Genomic DNA, 18,877 nt, shown 5'->3' with positions numbered 1-18,877 from the left:
CATTGCTGCTTCTTACATACACATCAATAGAATTCAGATCCAAATTAAATGTATAGCAGGAATAAACATGCGGCGCACTATGCAGATCACTGCCTTCTGGCCACCCAATTCCAGATACCAGAGTTGTCATAGAATGTCTGTTATTTTGCCAATTGATCACATCGCGGTTATGGACATGTCCACTTATATAAATGTTCGCTCTAAGACGATTTACTGACAGCAATTCCCCCTGTGCAATACTTTGTTCCTTACCAGTCAGCCAATCTAATGGATGATGCGCGAGGGCGATCACCAGATCTGCATTTTTATCTTCAACTGCCTTGTTATATTGCTGGTAAATATCTTCTGCTTGAAATCTGCCAAATTTTAAGGCCCTGATATCCTGTTCTCCACCGTTTGAACTCCATGACGTATCTAATGATAAAAAACAAATCTTTTTCCCATTAATTTCCGTGCATCTTACTCCGTAGGTGTTATCAGCCCTGTGAGAAACTCCTAATATTCCATATATATTATTGATAAGACTTATATATTCTCCATATCCAACCATAATATACTGCCAATAAGACTTCTTAAATTCCTCACTTCTGGCTTCATCATAATATTCTATTGTACACTCATCAAAAGGTTTATGCACCCTGTCATGGTTTCCGGGTACAATATATACGTCTTTCAGCTTTTCCGCCAACACATCCTTTAACTGTTCGAAAAAGGCAAGAACGTTCTCTTTACATTTCTCATAATTGGCTTTATCTATTATATCTCCTGTAATGACCAGAATTACATTGTCCACAGGTTTCAATTCCTCTTTTATGTCTGACAGAAGATTTTTCAGTAACGGAGTCAAGCCTTTTCCAGTACCATTAATATGTAAATCAGACAGATGTAAAATAGTAAAATCATTCACAGTTTTTTACCTTCAATCCACATTTCCTGCAACATTCTTTTCAACCAGTTATATTTCGTAGAGTTCACTTTATACTTATAGACGGGAACATCTTCCCCATATGTATTCTCCAAATAGGGACTGAAATAAGCCACCTTATCCGTAAGTATTATCCTTCCAATATGAATGCAATCATATACTCTAATACTAATCGAGCCCCTACAGGCTTGCAAAAATTCTATATTAGAATCAATCGCTCCTGTAAATGCCCTCTCTGTATATCCATCTCCAGAAGCAGAAACTTCTGACGTACGTCTCTTTATCCATTTATCATTTCTGGTATCTGGTAAAAGGATCTTTATGGGTATCGTCTTCTTGTTTAAATACTCTCTATATGGCGGATCCATCAGAAAACTGCCGCGGCTTGTACAGATTGCCAAACGTTTCGCCTTTTTCATTTCATGCTTGAAATCCTTTATAAATTCCTCATCATTGTAAGAGTTAAAAACAAACAAAGAACCAGAATCCATTAAAGATACTATCATTTTCTTTAAAAACTTGATAATCTTGGGAGAAAAAAATACTACCAGTAGACCCCAGATTGCAGAGGCAATAAGTGAGGAAATTATGCTATCGCTCATAACAATACTCTTTCACCTCTTGTAACAGTTGAACCGCCTTATTAAAATGCTCAATTGTAGTCGATCCAACTTCTGATTTATTCTCCATTGAGGAAGACAGCATGCCGCAGCCTGATTTTTGCATGTCACCAAAAGAGGTAAAAATTTTTCCCTCAAAACCTTTATCCAGAACAACCTGGAATAACGCATCTGCCATTTCATTGCTTAATTCGTGTTTTTGCCTTCCTGCATCTGTGTTGTTTACAAAACACAGATCAATGCGAAACACATCATTATCCAAAACTGACAGGATTTCTTCCAGTCTTTTAGGTGTCAGCGTATAAGACTTTCCATCTTTTGTCTGATATTTATCAAACATCAATATACCAACCCCGATTTTTTCATTTGTAACCTGATATAGCTTCTTGCAACAGGCAATTACTTCCTGATAATCATAAATATTATTGATCGGCATCAATTCATTTCTCTTTTCATCAATTTCATGCAGCGATAAATGAATTGTGATTTTATTTTTGAAAACGGAATTCTTCAAATCCTCTGTCAGCGCCTGAATAAATTCAGTCACCCCACAAGTAGAGATCACATACCTGGATACCTTCTGCCCTAACTTATCCATTACATAATCCGTATACATGATTGCCCGCTTAATGGCTGGATAACAGTATCCTGGTTCCCCCTGGCCCATAAAGGCAAACTCTCTTGCATTATTCCGGACCTGCTTATAGCTTGGACAATTGCTGTCATATTCCGCCATAAAAATACACTGAAGCGCAATATCCTCAGCCCGCAAATGACCGCCAAATTTTAGAGTGCCGGTCTCACAAAAGCGGCATTGCTGCTCTGTGGCAGACAAAACACATCCAAAGCTTGTAGAAATCGTATACGCAGAAATATCTGCATCTTCCTTAATTTTCAGATTTCGTAAACGTCTATTAAAAGCGATGCTCTCAACATACTTGTCGTCTTTTTTCCAGTAATACTTAATCCCATCACAGCCTAAAGAGCCTAATAAAGTGTATCCCACAATTGTAAATGGATTTTCAACCAGTTTAATATGCTTTTTCTCTTTACTATTGTCATTGATTTTTGGAAAATCATACAAAGATCTATAGTCCCTGTCATAAGGTGGATCTGCAAACCAGTTTTTTTGATCGATATCCCATTTATAACTTGTTAGCTTCACAGTACCATCCGTCTCTAATTCCCCAATATCAAAGCTGGCTCTTACCGCTTCGGTTTTACTTTTCTGGAGCAGACATCCAATATTCACATATCGCCCATTCTGACTAAAGGAATCAGCCTCCTGAGAATGTGAATGTCCACATAAATAAAGCCTAACCCCTTCCTGCTCAAATAAATTTGTAATCTCTCTCTTTTCTTCCGTACTTAATAACTCTAATGCATGATGTCCAATTGCAATAACTGGTTTGTTTTTCTTTTTTAGGTAATCCAATTTCTCAGCCACATAAGAGCTTCCCAAAAGCAATGTATGCTGCTCTTCTTCACTGCTAAGCCCCGCCGTCACTGCAGTATTTAAAAGTAAAAAATTACACTCGTCAAATTCTGCAATTCCATGGGGATTACTGCCATCCCACTGCGATACATCTCTCAGCTTCTCATGCATATTATTGTAAAAATTAAAACCGCCAAGAAGCTGTCCCAACAGTTCCGGATCAAATGTTCCCATATTAGGCTGATACTTGTCTTTCGCGCTTCTTATGACAGCAGTTCTCACTGATCCACGATCCAAATCATGGTTTCCAGGTACTGTAATAACCTTAGGAGTATCCGTCCATCTCAGTTTCTCACACAATAAATTAATGTAATCAACTACCTTCTGAGGATTATTTTCTTTTTCCGGCGCATATCTGAAATCGCCAGTAATAATCATTGCATCAAAATTTCCATCTAACCCTGCTAAAAATTCAGGTAATTTTTCCCTCAATTTTTGAGTATTAAAACTTACATTCTTTGTTTGAAAATGAATATCTGATAAATGGATCCACCTAAATTTCTTCATCTGTACCCCTGCCTTAAACATTTTTTGCTATCAATTCATCTGCTAATGCATTTAATTCCAGCCATTTCTTTGATGCCAGTTTTTCCGGTTCTTTACTTCCAAGCATTCCACACGCTGTCATTTTCTTTCTTCCATATGATGAAAAATGTTTCGCCTCAAATCCATATTCTCTTACAGTTTCCAATAATTTTCCCACCAGTTCCTGGGGATATTCGTCAGCCTCCCCAATCTCATCTGATGAATTATATTCGCAAAAACTAAGGCGGCACTTTCCGGGATTAAGCTTCTTTAGTATCTCCATAACCATTTCCACAGAATTTGTATAGGAAAATGTTTTCCCCTTTGGTCTGAAATTATTAAATAACATAATTCCCACACAAGGCTTCTCTCCTGATACTTCGGCAACCTGATTCACTTTCTTCACAGTTTCCTCAATTGGATATAATTTGTTAATCGGCATGATCAAATCCCTATCCCCCGCCACATGTAAAGATAAATGCAGCGTCACTCTTTCTGTGAAATAGTGCTGGACATCACTCATATAGTTGTCCACAGCTTCAGGAATTCCGCACGTTGCAAATATATGACGGTATACTTGCTGGTTCAATTCCCTCATTACAGTATTGGTAAGCTCAATCGCCATGCGGACCTGACTGTAAGAATAGCCAGGTTCTCCCTGGCCCATATATGCAAATTCTCTTTTCTTATTATGTAATTCAGGATGATCTTCACAATATATATCTGATAAGACCATAAAAATATTTTGCTTAGCAATTTCCTTATAGGTCAATAATCCACCGAAAGGCAATACATTTCCAGTTCTGCAAAATGCACACTGATTCCCTTGTGTCCGCAAAATACATCCTGAACTTACTGAAGTCGTATAACCGCATATATCTTCCAATTTTCCCTTGGAGCGGTTTATGAACGCAGCGCTTTCTATGCACTTCTTAAAACGTGCGTCCTTCCACGCGTAACGGAGACCTCCATCCTCCAAAATATCATATCCCACTATATCCACTGCACCAATTCCTCCATAAATATATTCTAATAGTTTTCTTCTACATAATTGGTTCTTGGAAATTTTAATTGTCTTATTTATAATTTTTCTTTTTTATAAAACTGATGGGATTTCATATATTATTTTATAACTTATCTATTTATATCATCAGTATATCACTTCAACTTATCTGACGCAATAATGCAATATAAACAAATTCAGTTCTACTTTTCATTTTACAGATCAGCAAATAAATCTGTTTTATATATTTCCTTTTCAAACATGTTCTTAAAGCTGTCCTTCACAGCCTCAACATCTTCCTTATAAGTCATCCCATACCAACTATCATTGGTTCTCAGAACTTTCACACTGATCTTCCCCTGCTCCAGCAGTTCCCCAATAAAAGACGGAATCAGAAACTCTGCCTTCATAGGATTCCCTGGCACTTCCTTCTCAAAGAATTCCTCAAATCCCTTTTCCAGAGTCTCCACAAAATCTGGTGTCAATCCCCACATATTCATGGAAACCAAAGACTCTGTATCTACCTTTACTCCGTCTGCTTCCGCACCATCCGCAGTTTTCATAATATTATGAGTTTCCACAACCTCAGTAAAATTGTTTTCCTCATCCATTTTGCAGATTCCGCAGGTCACACCACCATTATCAGAAAGGGGGTTCTTCAGAACAAAACCAGCCATACAAGAAGTTCCGCCATTCACCAGATATTCGTGAACCTTTTTGAAACCTTCTTTGCCATAATAGTCATCTGCATTAATGACAACAAATGGTGTATCCTTTATGGGGTCTGACCCCAATGCTTTTTTTCGGATCAGGGCTGTCAGTTCACAAGCAATGAGTACATGAACTTTCTCAAAGAGAACCAGATCCGTCAAAGCATGGATGGTAAAAGCCGCTGGGCTGATAATATCATGATTGAACGATGGTTCCGGAGTTTCAAGTACGAGGAAGCCTATCTGACCCAATACAACAATATCCGAGAAGCAAGGAAGGCTATTGGAAAATATGTGCATACATACAACTTTGAACGTTGTCATTCCGCACTCAATAATCAGACACCAGCATCCTGCTATTATCCAATCCTGTTACTGGATGATTGCGCAGCCTAGGGGGGAATTTTCTCCCCTACCCAGTTACATATATCAGTTCATTATAAAAAGCTTATTTTTTTGTCTTGACAACTGAACCACTATAATAGCATTGGAGTCTGACCTTAAAATGATACTATAAATACGTCTTTAAAATATCTAATCTTTTTTTCCATATAATGCAGAACAATATAGCGCTTATACACACACAGCATATTCCTCTACTAATAAAACCTATAACATTATTCAACGGAATCATATATGTAGCTCTAAAAGTAATTATTGCAACAATTAATATAATCAATGAATCTTTAAATTGGTTCACATAAAATTCCCGTTCTTTCTCTTGAAAATAGTCATCAAATAACACTTTTGTTTCCCATGGATATTCTATAAATGTAAAAGCTATAACTGTAGAAATTACAACTCCATTAATTCCTATTTTTTGTATTAAAATAATATTCAAACAAGCATTCACAATCCCACTAATCAACGGTTTAAATTTATCTGCCTCCCACATGCCTGTTGCATCTTTAAAAGTTACAACAATTCTTCTTGACATATTAATATAAAAATATACTACTAGTAAAATCACTGTATTAAATTCAAATAAATTTCCATCACCGGTCCACAATTTCATAAATGGCTGATATAAACATATCAAACATGTAGATAAAAAACCTATTATTAAATTATTTACATATGTTAATTTTTTGAATTTCTCATAATTCTGATGTGTCGACTCCAATGCAATGCTATTTCCTAGTCCCGCTAATATAGATGTGTAAAATATATTCATTATATTTACAAGACTTAATATTATATAATAATAATTATTATATATTGCGACTAAATTAAGTCCTAAAAAAGCGGAAATTATTATATTATCTAAAGAATTACTAATAGTACCACCTATTTTATGTAGGAAAAGAGCTTTAACCTTTCTCTTTATTTCATCAAGATAACTTTCATTCAGTTTTTCTATAGCATTTATATTACATACCGGGAACATTTTTGAAGCAATCCAATATTTTAGTATATTTCCAATTATCGTTGTTATAGGAAGCATCAATAAATACAAATAGAAATCTTTTGCTATATATAAAATAATAAGTTGACTACCATTTAATAATATCGTAACAACAATTGAAATTTTACTTAAAATATCCTCTCTTTGATAAGCACTGATTACAGATGTCTTATACGCAAAAAACAAATAACTACAAATAACATTAAATAGCTGAATAAAAAATACAATCTGTACATTTATCCCCTCTGGTGTTTCACCTGTTACCAAACGGTCCAAGAACAGTGAAAATACTATTCCCATCACGAACACACAAAATCCAATTATCCTATATATTTTTTTATATAATTGAAGTAATGCTGCAACTGTTTTTTCATCATTTTCTGCTATCGGCTTGTACATAGAATAGACTATTGCAGATCCAACTCCCAACTCTGCCAAATTTAAAATTCCTAATATCGATGAAAACAAACTGTTTAGTCCCAAATAAGAGTTTCCTAATATATATAATACTGCAGTTCTATTTATAAAGGGAAATAATATATTTACTCCCCTAAATATAATTCCAAATACCATATTTCTTTTTGTATTTTCTATTCTATTTAGCCTCATGAAATGCATCTCCTATTTTTGAAATATCATATCCTATTATCATTAAAATAAATAATGCTACTGGTTGCTGATATGAATTTATTATTAATGAGATCATTAGCGTCAATAATAATGCAGCCACAATTCTATTCCACTTATTTATTCCATTTTCAAACATTTTTTTCCATGCAATAAAATAAATTACTAAAAATATAAGTAGCCCTATTCCTCCCATTGTATATGTAATTTGTAACAAGAAATTATGACAATGTGCAAAATGAAAATACGAACCGTCCGTAAGCATAAACTTCTTTTGTAAGATTTCCGATGTTTCATAGCCATATCCCATTATCGGTTTTTGCATTACCCAATATAATACTCTATTCCATATTTTTTCTCTTCCAGTTAAGTCTATTGACTTGTGTAAAATATTCACAATAAAGAAGGAAAATATTTTTTGTATTTTAAATATAACTATACCTACATTAAGTACTAATACCGCTATATTAGAGCTTATTAATAATTTTTTTGATTTTCCTATAATATTATAGAAAAGAATAAAAATTATCATACATAATATTCCAGAAATAGATTTCAGTATTAATAAAGAAGTTCCACTAACAAAAGTACATACCAATAAAATTTCTTTCTTATTTTTACAACATTGCTGATACATAAATGTAAATATTATATAGAGAATCAACCAATATAACAATGTATCATCGTGGCCTAGGAAATATGTATCCAAAGCTGTAATTCCACCCGGATATAAAATAACTGATATAGAATTTATAACTAACAAGACTGAATATACATCAAAAGCAATTTGGTAAAACTTTCTTTTGGAATCCGAAAATGCAAATGTACAAAACATCAGAGAAAAACCTATAACTGTTATTCCATCAATGAATGCTCTAAATACTTGACCACCATTAATAGCAGTATTAAGGACATAACTCAAATAAAAGAAAACTATATATTTTATATATTTGCAATATTTTCTCGTTTTTCTTTTTGCCATTAACGTTGTTATACAATAAACTACAGATACAATCTTTCCAATGTTAAAAATTATATCTAATGTTCCTGTTATTACCACCGGTTCCAAATAAGGAAATAGACACAAAAAGATAATTATTCTTTCCTTTCCCATATTTCTTTTATTTATTATCATTTTTTTTACCTAAAGTCAGCACTTTTTTCCCTTTTTTAACTAACTGTTCAAATTTAAAAAGTTTTATATATTTATCATCTATTTTCTTTCCCCAAAACACTCGATTTCTCCGAAATGCTTTTTCTTTTTCTTGTATAAATATATTTTCAATAAATTTATCGAAATTATCTTTCATTTTTATGGAAAACATTTTGTCATTGTATATCGGTTGTTCTAACATTGATAAATATTCTGTTTTATCACTATCTAATTTCTTTACTTTCTCTAATAAATGATCCAAAGAATCAAATTCGTGACAATTAATAAATGCCTTTGAATTGAAGTCCTCACATACAGTGGAATCTCCATAGTATATAGGAATTGTTTTAGCCGCAAATGCTTGAAGTATTTTTTCTGTAACATAGCCTGGGTGCGAGCTATTCTCACATGCAATTGAGAATTTATGATTATTCTCAAAAAGTAATTTATCTTCAACTTGCCCATTCAATAAATTATTCTTTAATTTTCCACCAGAATCAACCCTCTTATACGTTGAAAGTTTTTCTAATAAATTAATTCTCATTGAGTCCGTATCATTATTTGAATATACAAAACTACAAAACTCTCTATCGAATAGTTTTTGGGTAATATTTTTATTTTTTTCTTCCGCTAATTTCAAATCTTTTGCGTATTCATACATTCCATAATAAAATGGAAATCTAATATATCGATCTCCAAATAATAAACGTTCAAATCCTATTGCATAATCACACATTTGAAAATCTGGAGCAATATTTTCTCCTGTAAAAAACACTCGAACAGCATTTGGATATAACAAATATTCATTAGAAAAAACTGAATAAAACACATAATCTGGATTTTCCGACAATTCAATATTTCCAAACCTTTTTATTGAATCACTTATAAAATTATTTTTTTCATCAAATGATGAATAAAAACCTAAATATTTTATTTTAAATGTTTTTGTCTCCATCTGTTCTCCCTCAATACATACACGTAATGTAAAAGTCTCATAAATGGAAAATATATATTCCAATAATGTTTAATATTAAAACGATTATATATATTTTGTGTCATATATATAAACTCTTTTAAATTAACATTTTTCATTTCATCTTTGCTCATAAAAACAATATATTTAATTGTTTGTCTCCAAATTTCATCTATATGCTTTTTTACTTCTTTTTCTTTAATTAACCCTTCCTTTTTCTCAGACCATTTAACCATCTCATTAAATGTACAAGCAAATCCCACTGTTCTTTCAAGAAATCGCTTGCCTTTAGTTATGGATCCATATCGCATCCTATAATGATAATATTGATTGCTAATTGCTGCACACTTTTTTACGCTATGTATTAATTGAAATGTATATAAATGATCTTCGTGTAATATTCCTTCATAAAAAGATAACTGATTTTCAACAATTACACTTTTCTTAACAAACTGAAATGGAACTCCTGTAAAATAAGAATCGTTTTTTCTCAAAATATTATATAATTCTTTTCCTGATTTACACTTATAATCCATTGTATTTCCACATATCTCTGAATTTACAACTATATTTTCACTCACATCATAGAAATCTTTTACTCCGCCAAATACAATCAATTCTAATTGTTCTTTTTCTGCCATATGATATAAATTATCTATCGCGTCTATTTCTAATGTATCATCACTATCCATAAATAAGATATATTTCCCTTTTGCATATTTTAAGCCTACATTCCTACTTGCACTAAGCCCGGAATTATTCCTTCTAATATATTTGAATCGAAAATCTTCTTCTGCTATTTTAATTGCAATTTCCGATGATTCATCAGTTGAACCATCATCAATCATTATAACTTCAAATACTGGAAATGTTTGTTTTTTTAAACTTTGTAAAGACTCATACAAGTATTTCTCTACATTATAAATTGGCACAATAATAGAAACACTACATGCATTATCCATATCCTATTCCCTTCACATAATCTACATGTTTAATTTTTATTTCTTATTTTCTTCACTTTATACTTAAAGTAATTCCACGTCTCTTGTATTGAAATACCTCTTTCTATTTTAAAAAGTTCTTTGACTTTTCTATTTAAGAATCGCAACCACTTAAAATTATCTTTATAATTATCATATGAAAAAAGATCTACCATTTCTTCTAATTCTATTTTTTCTTTTAAAAGAGAATACCATTGCGGAATAATTATATCTGGTGTAAATTGACTATCAACAAATTTTTTTGCCTGTCTAGATAACTTTTCGTTCACTTCATTGTCACAAAGCAACCTTATGATTGCTTTTTCACACGCCTTTACTCCTTTTATTCTATATCCTGTTTTTTTATCATCCACTGTATCAATAAGCCCATATCCATTATATGTTACTACAGGAATTCCATGTGCTTGAAATTCGACGGCTGACAAACAAAATGTTTCTGTTTTTCCTGTAGGATTAGATACGCCAACTCTAATTGAATTATAAAATTCTTCTTTTTCATTTCCCATTGTTCCCATATATTTAACTGACGACATCAAGTTTCCATCAGAATCCTTTAAGAAACAATTACAATAATCTTGGTAAGCTGATAAATCTTTTTCATTCCCATATAAGCCTCCGCCAAGTACATATAATTCCGCATCTGGAACTGCCTTTAAAATATTTTTCCAGGCTTTAGCCAAAATATGAAATCCTTTTTGTTTAATCAGAGCTCCTGAATAAACAACTTTCTTTGTATCAGCATTTGTTCTCATTTTATAAGAAGAAGGAATACAATTATTAATAATCAAACTTTTCTTTATAATATTTGAATCACAATAATAATCATATAATTGCTGTCCTACAAATATCACTTTTTTTATCTGTGATAATTCTGTAATAAATTTATATTCTTCATATAAAAGATAGTTATGAACCCACGCAATAGCATTTATATCTTTTTCTTTGATTCTACAATAAAAATTCTTATTAACGTCTGTTTGAGTAAATATTAATATTTCATGTTTTCTTTCTATTAAATCTATCATTTCATATATTGACTTTACATAAACTAAATCAATTATCTCAGAAATAATTCTTTGATTATCTGTATATAAAGTTATATCCAAATTAGGATATCTCAATTTTAACAATGTTGATACAATACCTATTTCATATTGAGTCCCTCCAAGCCCCGGATTTCCAAATTGACACTCATCTAAATTTATTTTTCTTTCATTACTCTTAATCCAAAATGCTATTTTCATCTTCTTTATCCTATTACCATTTTCAATTTCACAATTTTGACAAATATTAATTATCTTTCAGCGTATATTCTATAGCATCCACATATCCCTTGCTTACACTCTCAAATGAAAATTTGTCAAAAATCTTTTTATCTGCTCTGTACTTTTCTGGATTTCTTAAAATGCTTTCTATTGTTTTTCCAAACTCTTCTGCATTATAAGGATCAATGATTGAACCATTTACATTCTCAGTAATAATATCGTATGCTCCATCCGCATACTTCGAGGTTACAATAGGGGTGCCTGTACACGCTGCTTCCAGTAGCACCAACCCGAAGCAATCCTCACGGGTTGGCAAAACAAATACGCTTGCATATTGATACTCTTCGAGCAAATCTTTTCCCTGTTTAAAGCCACAAAACTCGACTTTACCTAACAGATTTGCATTTTTAATTCTAGTTTTTAATTCTTCAATTTCTTTATCTGTTCCATTTCCAACAATACGCAATTGAAAGTCCTCATCCACATATCTTAAAGCCGATACTAATAGGTCTAATCCTTTTCTTTCAATCATACTTCCGACATATAATAATCGTCCCTGTTCTGGAACATGCCCTATCGTACGTATTTTATTTACATCAACCGTTAACAAACTAACAAAAATTTTATTGGTACTGAGTCCCCATTTCAAAAGTTTTTCTTTAGCCTTTGTACTACTTGCAATTGATGCATTGCATTTTCCTATAATTATTTTTCTAGTAATGCGTTGTATAAAATTAATATTTCTTTCAGAATATAATGTGCCATCTGTTAAACTAATATACTTTTTCCTATGCCATTTACACCAAAACAAACATTTAACAGCAATCGGATTATACTCCCATGCAATTACAATATCAGGATTTATTTCTAATAAATCTTTTCCAATTCCTTTAGGGATATAAATATGTTTCGTATCATATTTTCTCTTTATCGAAATCACTTTTGTTTTAGCAAAAGTTGTATTCAATAATTTTGCAGTATCAACATTCCAGCACCTATTATCAGCTTCCCGCGCACAATAGATGACATAAAATTCATACTGTTTGATATGTGTCTGCAAATAATAAAATAAATCCACTCTATATGGTGACGGTATATTTGTAACCAATAAAACCTTTTTCATTCTTTTTTCCTCTAATACTTATATATGCTGTCCCGTTTAAGCAAGCAATAGAACGCTTTCCATATTCTTAATCTCACTAAAACAATTTTTATACAATTTTGGATATACATTTTTATTTTATACATTATAGCCCTGAAATGACTTAAACCATATTTCTCTGCAATGGATACATTTTCCTTAATTGTCTGAAATGGATGACTACATGATGTTCCTCCATATGTAAAGCAACTAACAACTGTATTGACAAATTGAAACTTTGCCCCCCCCCGATAAAATCTTGCGAACAAATCATAATCCATACATATTTTATATTTCTCTGAATATCCTCCATATTGATCATAAGCTTTTTTTCTTACTAATGAACTTTGGTGTATAAATGGGAGTGAATATTCAAGACCTTCTGCTGAACCAGCGTATTTTATTAATTTCAATTCGTTTTCTTGATCATCTACAATAGTATTTCCATATAATACATCTGTACACTCATGGCACGCCAAAGTCAAATTTGCCAGCGCATGAGGAAACAAATAATCATCGGCATTAATCAGCCCAATTAAATCTCCTGTTGCCATTTTTATTCCTTTATTAAATGCATCAGAAATACCGTTGTCTTTTTCAGAAATCCAATGTATTTTTTTATTCTCGTAGCTTTTAATAATATCTACTGTATGATCCTTACTGCCCCCATCAACAATAATATATTCTAGATTTTCATAGTCCTGACTCAATACACTCTCTATCGTTTTTGCAATTGTTTTTTCTGCGTTATAGCAAATTGTAATCATGCTAACTTTTAGTCGTTCCACCATCAATCTCCTTAATTACTTATATTGACATATATGTCATTTAAAATCTTGTAATTTGCATTTTCGCTATACTTCATTTCATATAATTCTTTTATTTTTTCCCTATCTAATGGCTTTTCTCTCATTTTTTCAACCGCTAATATTATGCTCTCTATGGATTTACACTCAAATTTATACCCTGTAATTCCCTCTTCTACAATACTTCCCGCATTTCCAAAATCAGAACAAATAACAGGTGTTCCAACCGCAAATGCTTCCACAATACTCATCGGAAAACCTTCGTACCACTGTGTTGCCATTATAAGAGCCTTGCTGTTTGTAATCGTCTTTCGAGCTTCCTCATTAGATACAAGCCCTTGTAATTCAATATTCACGGAGTTTTTTCTAACAAACGTTTTGCACCAATCTTCCATTGGTCCTGTACCGCAAACGATTAATTTTGGAGCCTCCTCCCCCATCACTTTCCACGCTTCAAAAAGAAGATCAATTCCTTTCAACTTATCTAATCTCCCTGCAAAAACAAATTGATCTTTTCTCTCTTTCTCTGGAACACACTCATTTTCACTTTCATCAAAATTAGGTTTTACAAATACTCTCTCTTGTTTTATTTGTTTTAATTCCAATAATTTCTTCTTATTAAAATCAGTCAAACAAATATAATTGATTTTTCCGTAAATGCCAGTTATCCGATGAAACATCGTACTAATCACACACGCAACTGTCTGAATTTTACTTTCTCGATAGCAACTATGTTTTATTGCACATCTCAAACCATGTTCTACGCAATCCTCACAGATATGTCCATCTCTATAAAAAGTTGCACCAGGACAGAGCAAGCGAAAATTATGTATTGTCTGAACTACCGGAACTTTCATATGTCTTGCAGCATAATAAACTGCTGGACTTACTAGATTAAGCGTATTATGAACATGAACAATTTCTATACTCTCTTGCCTTATCAAATTCTTGATTTCTTTGTATGTTTTTGGATTGAATACAGTTGTAATCGGTAAAAAAACTTTCTGAAGTTTTGACATCTGCTTTAATTCCACATTACTGCGACTATATAAACTCACCTTATGTCCATGCTTCTCAAGCATTTTCTTTTCATTGGCTACAACCGTATCTTCTCCTCCAGAAATCTGGTAATAATTATGTACAATCAAAATATTCTTTTTATTTTCATTGTTCACAGTCATTACCTCACTTTCCCCTTATCACTGCATTCCAAATAAATTTCGTATTAGTGCTCCAATATCTTTTAAATAGCCTCTTTGGATCCTGTACTAAGCGATATAACCATTCTAGATTGTGTTCTTGCATCCATATTGGAGCACGCTTAATATTTCCCGCATAATAATCAAACCCCGCTCCGACACCAAGCATCAATCCATCAATTTCCCCCTGATGTGCTGCCATCCACTTCTCCTGTTTTGGTGCCCCAAGCCCAACCCAGACAAAATCCGGTTTAGTTTCATTAATTCTCTCTATAACAGCTCTATCTTCATCTTTCGTCAACGCTCTAAACGGTGGACTGTACATTCCAGCAATTTGAATTCCTGGATAATTACTTATGAGTTTTTGATATAATAGTTCTAATGTTTCTTTTTTGCTTCCATAAAAATAATGACGATATCCTTTCTTTGCAGAAATTTCAAAAATCTCTCCCATTAAACTTGGACCTGTTGTGCGTTCCATATTCTTATGACCTCTTTTTTTACCAACAGTAGAAAGAGGACCCCCATCTGGAATTGCCATTAACCCACCATTTTGAATTGCACAATAAACTGCATCCTCATAGCTAATTACGGTTGTATGTACATTTGAGACACATATGTAGTCTCCTTTTAATTCTGAGATATTTTTTTCGAGATAGCGCACCAACCATTCCATATTAATTGCCGCAATATCAACCCCCATAATATTGCAAGTTGGAATAAGTCTTTTATCAACCTTTCTCTTATACTCCATTTCTCGCACCTGTTCCTCTTTTCTACTTATATAGCGAGATTCACATCAAACCATTCATGCTATATAAAACAATATGTTTATCGTCTTCTACTAATCTCACACTATAATTATCATTTTTTACACGAATTATCTTCCACAGCCATACTTCGTTCCACTTTTTAGACCACTATTAAAACTTTTATGTAGACGTTTTCTACCACACAAACTCCGCATCCCAGACATCCACTCCGGAATCCTGATAAACATCCAATAATCTAGCTCTAAGCATGTCCTTACTAACACCCTTTTTCAAAATTACCTGCAAGAATCCACCCCCACCAGCACCAGAAATGAATTTTCCATCAATCAAATCCTCACAGCTTGCAAAAATCTGATCAATACAGGTATTGGTTGATCCAGTATCCAGTTTCTTAGACCCTTCCCAATGTTCATTCAGCAATCTGGCAAAGGCATCTACATCTCCCTGTTCCAATTCATACCGCATCATAACAGCTAGGTACTTCATCTCTTCCAAGGCTTCTTTTGATTCTTTCTTTCCGCCGATATAGTTTCCAACTACATCGCGAAGCAGGTTTCTTGCCAGGCGGCGCTGGCCGGTGTAAATAAGTGCAAATCTTTCCTGAAGCTCTGCTTTTGTATCTTCATCTAAATCCAGATATTCTACTTTCAGTTTCTGCTTCATTCCAGGTCTTGAGGTAATATATTTGATACCACCTGTAAGTCCTCCAACCTGATCCTGCCAACCGCCACCGGTACTCATGATCTGTTCCAGATTCAGTACCAGTTCATATATATCGGAATCGCTCCAGGTTGTTCCTAAAAATTTTCCAAGAGCACGAACACAGGCTCCTGAAAGGATGCTGCTGGTTCCAAGCCCGGAACCTTTTGGAACTCCTTTTACACGAGTGGACATGTAAAAACCACCGCCCATCTCATCCAGGATTTTTTCCAGATCAGCTTCACCTTCCATAGGGATAATTCCACACGCAATCAATGCTGCTTTATGAAGTGCAAAGGAATCGTAAGGATTATGACAATCCTGAATTTCTGCTGCAGTTGTCACAACACCATGTGCATCCAGATCGAGACTTGCAAATTCAATATGGTTTTCCGGCAGCTTTCTTAATTCCACTTCGATTGGTTCCTGTCCATTCAGCAAAATTGCAGCATTTAATACAACACCGCCTTTTTCATTACAATATGGCGGAGTATCCGTCCAGCCGCCGCCCCAGTTCACACGAACCGGAAGATTTACTTTTACCTGATTTTCTGCAATCTTATATTTCTTTACCTGATTTACATTACTTGCTTTAAATATTTCCTGCTGGATTGTGGCAAAGCATTTCTGCTCTACCTGATCGTAGCTGATTCCGTGAAAATTCTTTTTCATAAACTTCATGGAACGGGAAATACTGTATAAAACACGGATTTTCTCTTCAAATGGCAATTCTTTTTCTGCCATTTCCATAAGCATGTCAAACTGTTTTTCATCCAATTCTGTAATGCCAAATGTTTTCAGGGAATCTACATAATGTTCTCCAGCACGTAACCGATTGAGGAAACGCTCTATAAGGATTCGGTTTTCCAGATTTTCTTCCCATGGAACCAATACAGAAGCATCTGCTATCTGGAAAGATTCTTCCAGAGAATAACGTTTCAGAGACTTCCATTCTGCAACCTTCACTTCGTCTGCTTTTTCAGAACTCATTCTATGAAGAAGCAATGCCCAGGAAACAGCTTTTTCCTGGCTATCTGTAACCGGATAAAGCTTCGCCTTCCACAAAGAGTGATCTTCACTTTCCCATATATCTTCTGTCTTTAAATTATTTAAATTTATAAAGCTCTGTAAATCTCCGTCAAGGAAGCTGCCTCTTTCTTCCAGTGTTTTCTTCGGATTATCTTTAATTCCATATCCTCTTACGATATATCTCTTTTCGCCATTCTCTCTTTTTAACGCAACTCCATGCAGCACCATGGATGGAACCGTTACATCTTTAAGCTCCAGCTGTGAAATCACACAGTCTTTCTCTAAAACGGTATTTCCTCTCAGCCAGCTGTTTTCCACATAACATTTATCAGCTAGTTGCACTGTTCCCTCAATAAGAGCATTATGTACTGCTGCCTGTATTTTTTTCTCAGATTTATAATTGGTAAACACCATTGGCTTCCAATCTAAATATTCATAATCTGCAATCTCATCTGTTAAAAGAGCCAGAAGCTCCCTGGTTGTTCCAAAATGAATAAATTCAGCAGGAGAAAGGCAAATCAGCTTCATTCCGAATGAATGCAATGCTTCCCATATTCTGGTACGACATTCAGTTAGTTCTTCACAGAAAGTTCCTTCTGGCTGCTCTTTGTAGTACTGCTCCAGTGTAGAATCTTCAGCTAATGGATAAAGAAAATCTCCATATAAACTGATTCGTGATTTTTCATTGACAAAACGGGCGTATTTTTCTGCATCGATTTTGCCATCTGTCTGAACCAGTGATAATAGAGCATTCATCAGGTTTACATCAAACAAAACTGCGCCTGTATCCAGGTCTACATTTCCATGGGTATTTACAGCCCCTAATTTTTCCAGGGTTTCAATGGATTGTTTATGAAGGAATTTTTTTACATAGTCTTTTCCATTATTCAGGAATACGCCATGATCTTTTCCCACATCTACCGGGGATTTCATGGAGATTGCTGCGGCACCATGAAACTGTGCATCAATCTGTAATGGATTAAACAAAAGAAGGACATCACCGGAAAGTACCAGCATTCCTTCACGAAAGCGCGATGGTACCCCTGCCATGCCTATAAGAAACTCATCAAATAAAGTTGACGCTCTTCCATCAGGAAGTTCACGTGGTACAGGCGAAAAAAGCTTTCCACATACAGAATATTGCGGAACACGTTTACTATCGCCGCCAGAATGAATTACAAGAATTCGCTTATTGTGGAAATCTCCTGCAATATCTTCCTGCTCTGCCAGCTTTCGCAGCACCTGCAAAGTAGCACCGCCAGATCCAACTCTTTTTCCATCTGGATCTGGTAATACGAGATACTTTGTTTTACATGGAAGCACATTTTTATTTTGTCGATATGTAATCTGGCTGCGGAAAGCATTGGCCTGTTCCTCATTTGATGCAGTCAATACTATATAATCCCATTGTGCAAAGCTTCTTTTTCGAATGGAACGCTGATAATCTTCCCAGGCATCTATATAGCTTTGTCTTAAAAACAGATTTTTCATCTTTTTGTATTGATCAATTATCATAACTTTCTATCAA

Annotated in this window: 16 protein-coding genes; 1 reads left to right on the top strand and 15 read right to left on the bottom strand. The window is 33.8% G+C overall.

Annotated features, from left to right (window positions below):
* From AB5642_RS13225 to AB5642_RS13205, 5 genes are all read right to left on the bottom strand, one after another.
* The coding region (locus tag AB5642_RS13225) for a metallophosphoesterase (protein ID WP_368371684.1) at positions 1 to 907 on the bottom strand (907 nt) is incomplete at its 3' end.
* Positions 904 to 1,527, bottom strand: a complete 624-nt coding sequence (locus AB5642_RS13220) for a hypothetical protein (protein ID WP_173718816.1) — start codon at positions 1,525 to 1,527, stop codon at positions 904 to 906. The genes AB5642_RS13220 and AB5642_RS13225, both read right to left, overlap by 4 nt.
* The gene (locus AB5642_RS13215; protein WP_173718815.1) at positions 1,517 to 3,547 is read right to left on the bottom strand and encodes a metallophosphoesterase; all 2,031 of its coding nucleotides are present in this window, start codon (positions 3,545 to 3,547) and stop codon (positions 1,517 to 1,519) included. The genes AB5642_RS13220 and AB5642_RS13215 overlap by 11 nt, the downstream gene beginning before the upstream one ends.
* 13 nt (positions 3,548 to 3,560) lie before the next feature.
* Positions 3,561 to 4,232, bottom strand: a complete 672-nt coding sequence (locus AB5642_RS13210) for a hypothetical protein (RefSeq protein WP_195380165.1) — start codon at positions 4,230 to 4,232, stop codon at positions 3,561 to 3,563.
* 551 nt (positions 4,233 to 4,783) lie between these two features.
* Positions 4,784 to 5,530 (bottom strand): hypothetical protein, encoded by a 747-nt coding sequence (locus AB5642_RS13205; RefSeq protein WP_227199099.1) that lies wholly within the window; start codon positions 5,528 to 5,530, stop codon positions 4,784 to 4,786.
* Between AB5642_RS13205 and AB5642_RS13200 the strand changes: the two genes are divergently transcribed.
* Positions 5,444 to 5,674, top strand: a complete 231-nt coding sequence (locus AB5642_RS13200; protein WP_227199098.1) for an integrase core domain-containing protein — start codon at positions 5,444 to 5,446, stop codon at positions 5,672 to 5,674. The two genes, AB5642_RS13205 and AB5642_RS13200, sit on opposite strands and share 87 nt — an antisense overlap.
* Positions 5,675 to 5,789: 115 nt before the next feature.
* Here AB5642_RS13200 and AB5642_RS13195 read toward each other — a convergent pair whose 3' ends face one another.
* The 10 genes from AB5642_RS13195 to AB5642_RS13150 form a co-directional block, all read right to left on the bottom strand.
* A complete protein-coding gene (locus AB5642_RS13195) occupies positions 5,790 to 7,292 on the bottom strand; it encodes a lipopolysaccharide biosynthesis protein (RefSeq protein ID WP_195380164.1) in 1,503 nt (500 codons plus the stop codon).
* Entirely contained in the window at positions 7,279 to 8,445 is a 1,167-nt protein-coding gene (locus AB5642_RS13190) for an O-antigen ligase (RefSeq protein WP_195380163.1), read from the bottom strand. The genes AB5642_RS13195 and AB5642_RS13190 overlap by 14 nt, the downstream gene beginning before the upstream one ends.
* A complete protein-coding gene (locus tag AB5642_RS13185) occupies positions 8,432 to 9,418 on the bottom strand; it encodes a glycosyltransferase family 10 (protein ID WP_195380162.1) in 987 nt (328 codons plus the stop codon). Before AB5642_RS13185 ends, AB5642_RS13190 begins: the two co-directional genes overlap by 14 nt.
* The gene (locus AB5642_RS13180) at positions 9,394 to 10,398 is read right to left on the bottom strand and encodes a glycosyltransferase family 2 protein (RefSeq protein WP_195380161.1); all 1,005 of its coding nucleotides are present in this window, start codon (positions 10,396 to 10,398) and stop codon (positions 9,394 to 9,396) included. The genes AB5642_RS13185 and AB5642_RS13180 overlap by 25 nt, the downstream gene beginning before the upstream one ends.
* Before the next feature lie 29 nt (positions 10,399 to 10,427).
* Complete coding sequence (locus tag AB5642_RS13175; protein ID WP_195380160.1) at positions 10,428 to 11,681, bottom strand: glycosyltransferase family 4 protein; 1,254 nt, start codon at positions 11,679 to 11,681, stop codon at positions 10,428 to 10,430.
* Positions 11,682 to 11,727: 46 nt separating this feature from the next.
* Positions 11,728 to 12,825 (bottom strand): glycosyltransferase family 4 protein, encoded by a 1,098-nt coding sequence (locus tag AB5642_RS13170; RefSeq protein ID WP_195380159.1) that lies wholly within the window; start codon positions 12,823 to 12,825, stop codon positions 11,728 to 11,730.
* A gap of 11 nt (positions 12,826 to 12,836) precedes the next feature.
* Positions 12,837 to 13,634, bottom strand: a complete 798-nt coding sequence (locus AB5642_RS13165) for a glycosyltransferase family 2 protein (protein ID WP_227199096.1) — start codon at positions 13,632 to 13,634, stop codon at positions 12,837 to 12,839.
* 8 nt (positions 13,635 to 13,642) lie between these two features.
* Entirely contained in the window at positions 13,643 to 14,824 is a 1,182-nt protein-coding gene (locus tag AB5642_RS13160; protein WP_195380157.1) for a glycosyltransferase family 4 protein, read from the bottom strand.
* Positions 14,825 to 14,834: 10 nt separating this feature from the next.
* On the bottom strand, positions 14,835 to 15,602 hold the full coding sequence (locus tag AB5642_RS13155) for a WecB/TagA/CpsF family glycosyltransferase (RefSeq protein ID WP_227199095.1): 768 nt from the start codon (positions 15,600 to 15,602) through the stop codon (positions 14,835 to 14,837).
* A gap of 193 nt (positions 15,603 to 15,795) precedes the next feature.
* Complete coding sequence (locus AB5642_RS13150) at positions 15,796 to 18,864, bottom strand: L-fucokinase (RefSeq protein WP_195391987.1); 3,069 nt, start codon at positions 18,862 to 18,864, stop codon at positions 15,796 to 15,798.
* Between the last annotated feature and the right edge of the window lie 13 nt (positions 18,865 to 18,877).

It is taken from the genome of Ruminococcus sp. 1001136sp1_2201st1_G3_2201SCRN_220225 (genome assembly GCF_040924365.1).
Lineage (GTDB): Bacteria > Bacillota > Clostridia > Lachnospirales > Lachnospiraceae > Blautia_A > Blautia_A faecis.
Note: the sequence above shows the minus strand (reverse complement) of the source record. Positions and strands in the feature narration are given on the sequence as shown.

Excerpts from the sequence above, each read along its gene's own strand:
- AB5642_RS13220 (WP_173718816.1), bottom strand. The coding sequence starts at position 1,527 with ATGAGCGATAGCATAATTTCCTCACTTATTGCCTCTGCAATCTGGGGT.
- AB5642_RS13215 (WP_173718815.1), bottom strand. The coding sequence starts at position 3,547 with ATGAAGAAATTTAGGTGGATCCATTTATCAGATATTCATTTTCAAACA.
- AB5642_RS13210 (WP_195380165.1), bottom strand. The coding sequence starts at position 4,232 with ATGGGCCAGGGAGAACCTGGCTATTCTTACAGTCAGGTCCGCATGGCG.
- AB5642_RS13200 (WP_227199098.1), top strand. The coding sequence starts at position 5,444 with ATGGATGGTAAAAGCCGCTGGGCTGATAATATCATGATTGAACGATGG.
- AB5642_RS13195 (WP_195380164.1), bottom strand. The coding sequence starts at position 7,292 with ATGAGGCTAAATAGAATAGAAAATACAAAAAGAAATATGGTATTTGGA.
- AB5642_RS13190 (WP_195380163.1), bottom strand. The coding sequence starts at position 8,445 with ATGATAATAAATAAAAGAAATATGGGAAAGGAAAGAATAATTATCTTT.
- AB5642_RS13185 (WP_195380162.1), bottom strand. The coding sequence starts at position 9,418 with ATGGAGACAAAAACATTTAAAATAAAATATTTAGGTTTTTATTCATCA.
- AB5642_RS13180 (WP_195380161.1), bottom strand. The coding sequence starts at position 10,398 with ATGGATAATGCATGTAGTGTTTCTATTATTGTGCCAATTTATAATGTA.
- AB5642_RS13175 (WP_195380160.1), bottom strand. The coding sequence starts at position 11,681 with ATGAAAATAGCATTTTGGATTAAGAGTAATGAAAGAAAAATAAATTTA.
- AB5642_RS13170 (WP_195380159.1), bottom strand. The coding sequence starts at position 12,825 with ATGAAAAAGGTTTTATTGGTTACAAATATACCGTCACCATATAGAGTG.
- AB5642_RS13165 (WP_227199096.1), bottom strand. The coding sequence starts at position 13,634 with ATGGTGGAACGACTAAAAGTTAGCATGATTACAATTTGCTATAACGCA.
- AB5642_RS13155 (WP_227199095.1), bottom strand. The coding sequence starts at position 15,602 with ATGGAGTATAAGAGAAAGGTTGATAAAAGACTTATTCCAACTTGCAAT.
- AB5642_RS13150 (WP_195391987.1), bottom strand. The coding sequence starts at position 18,864 with ATGATAATTGATCAATACAAAAAGATGAAAAATCTGTTTTTAAGACAA.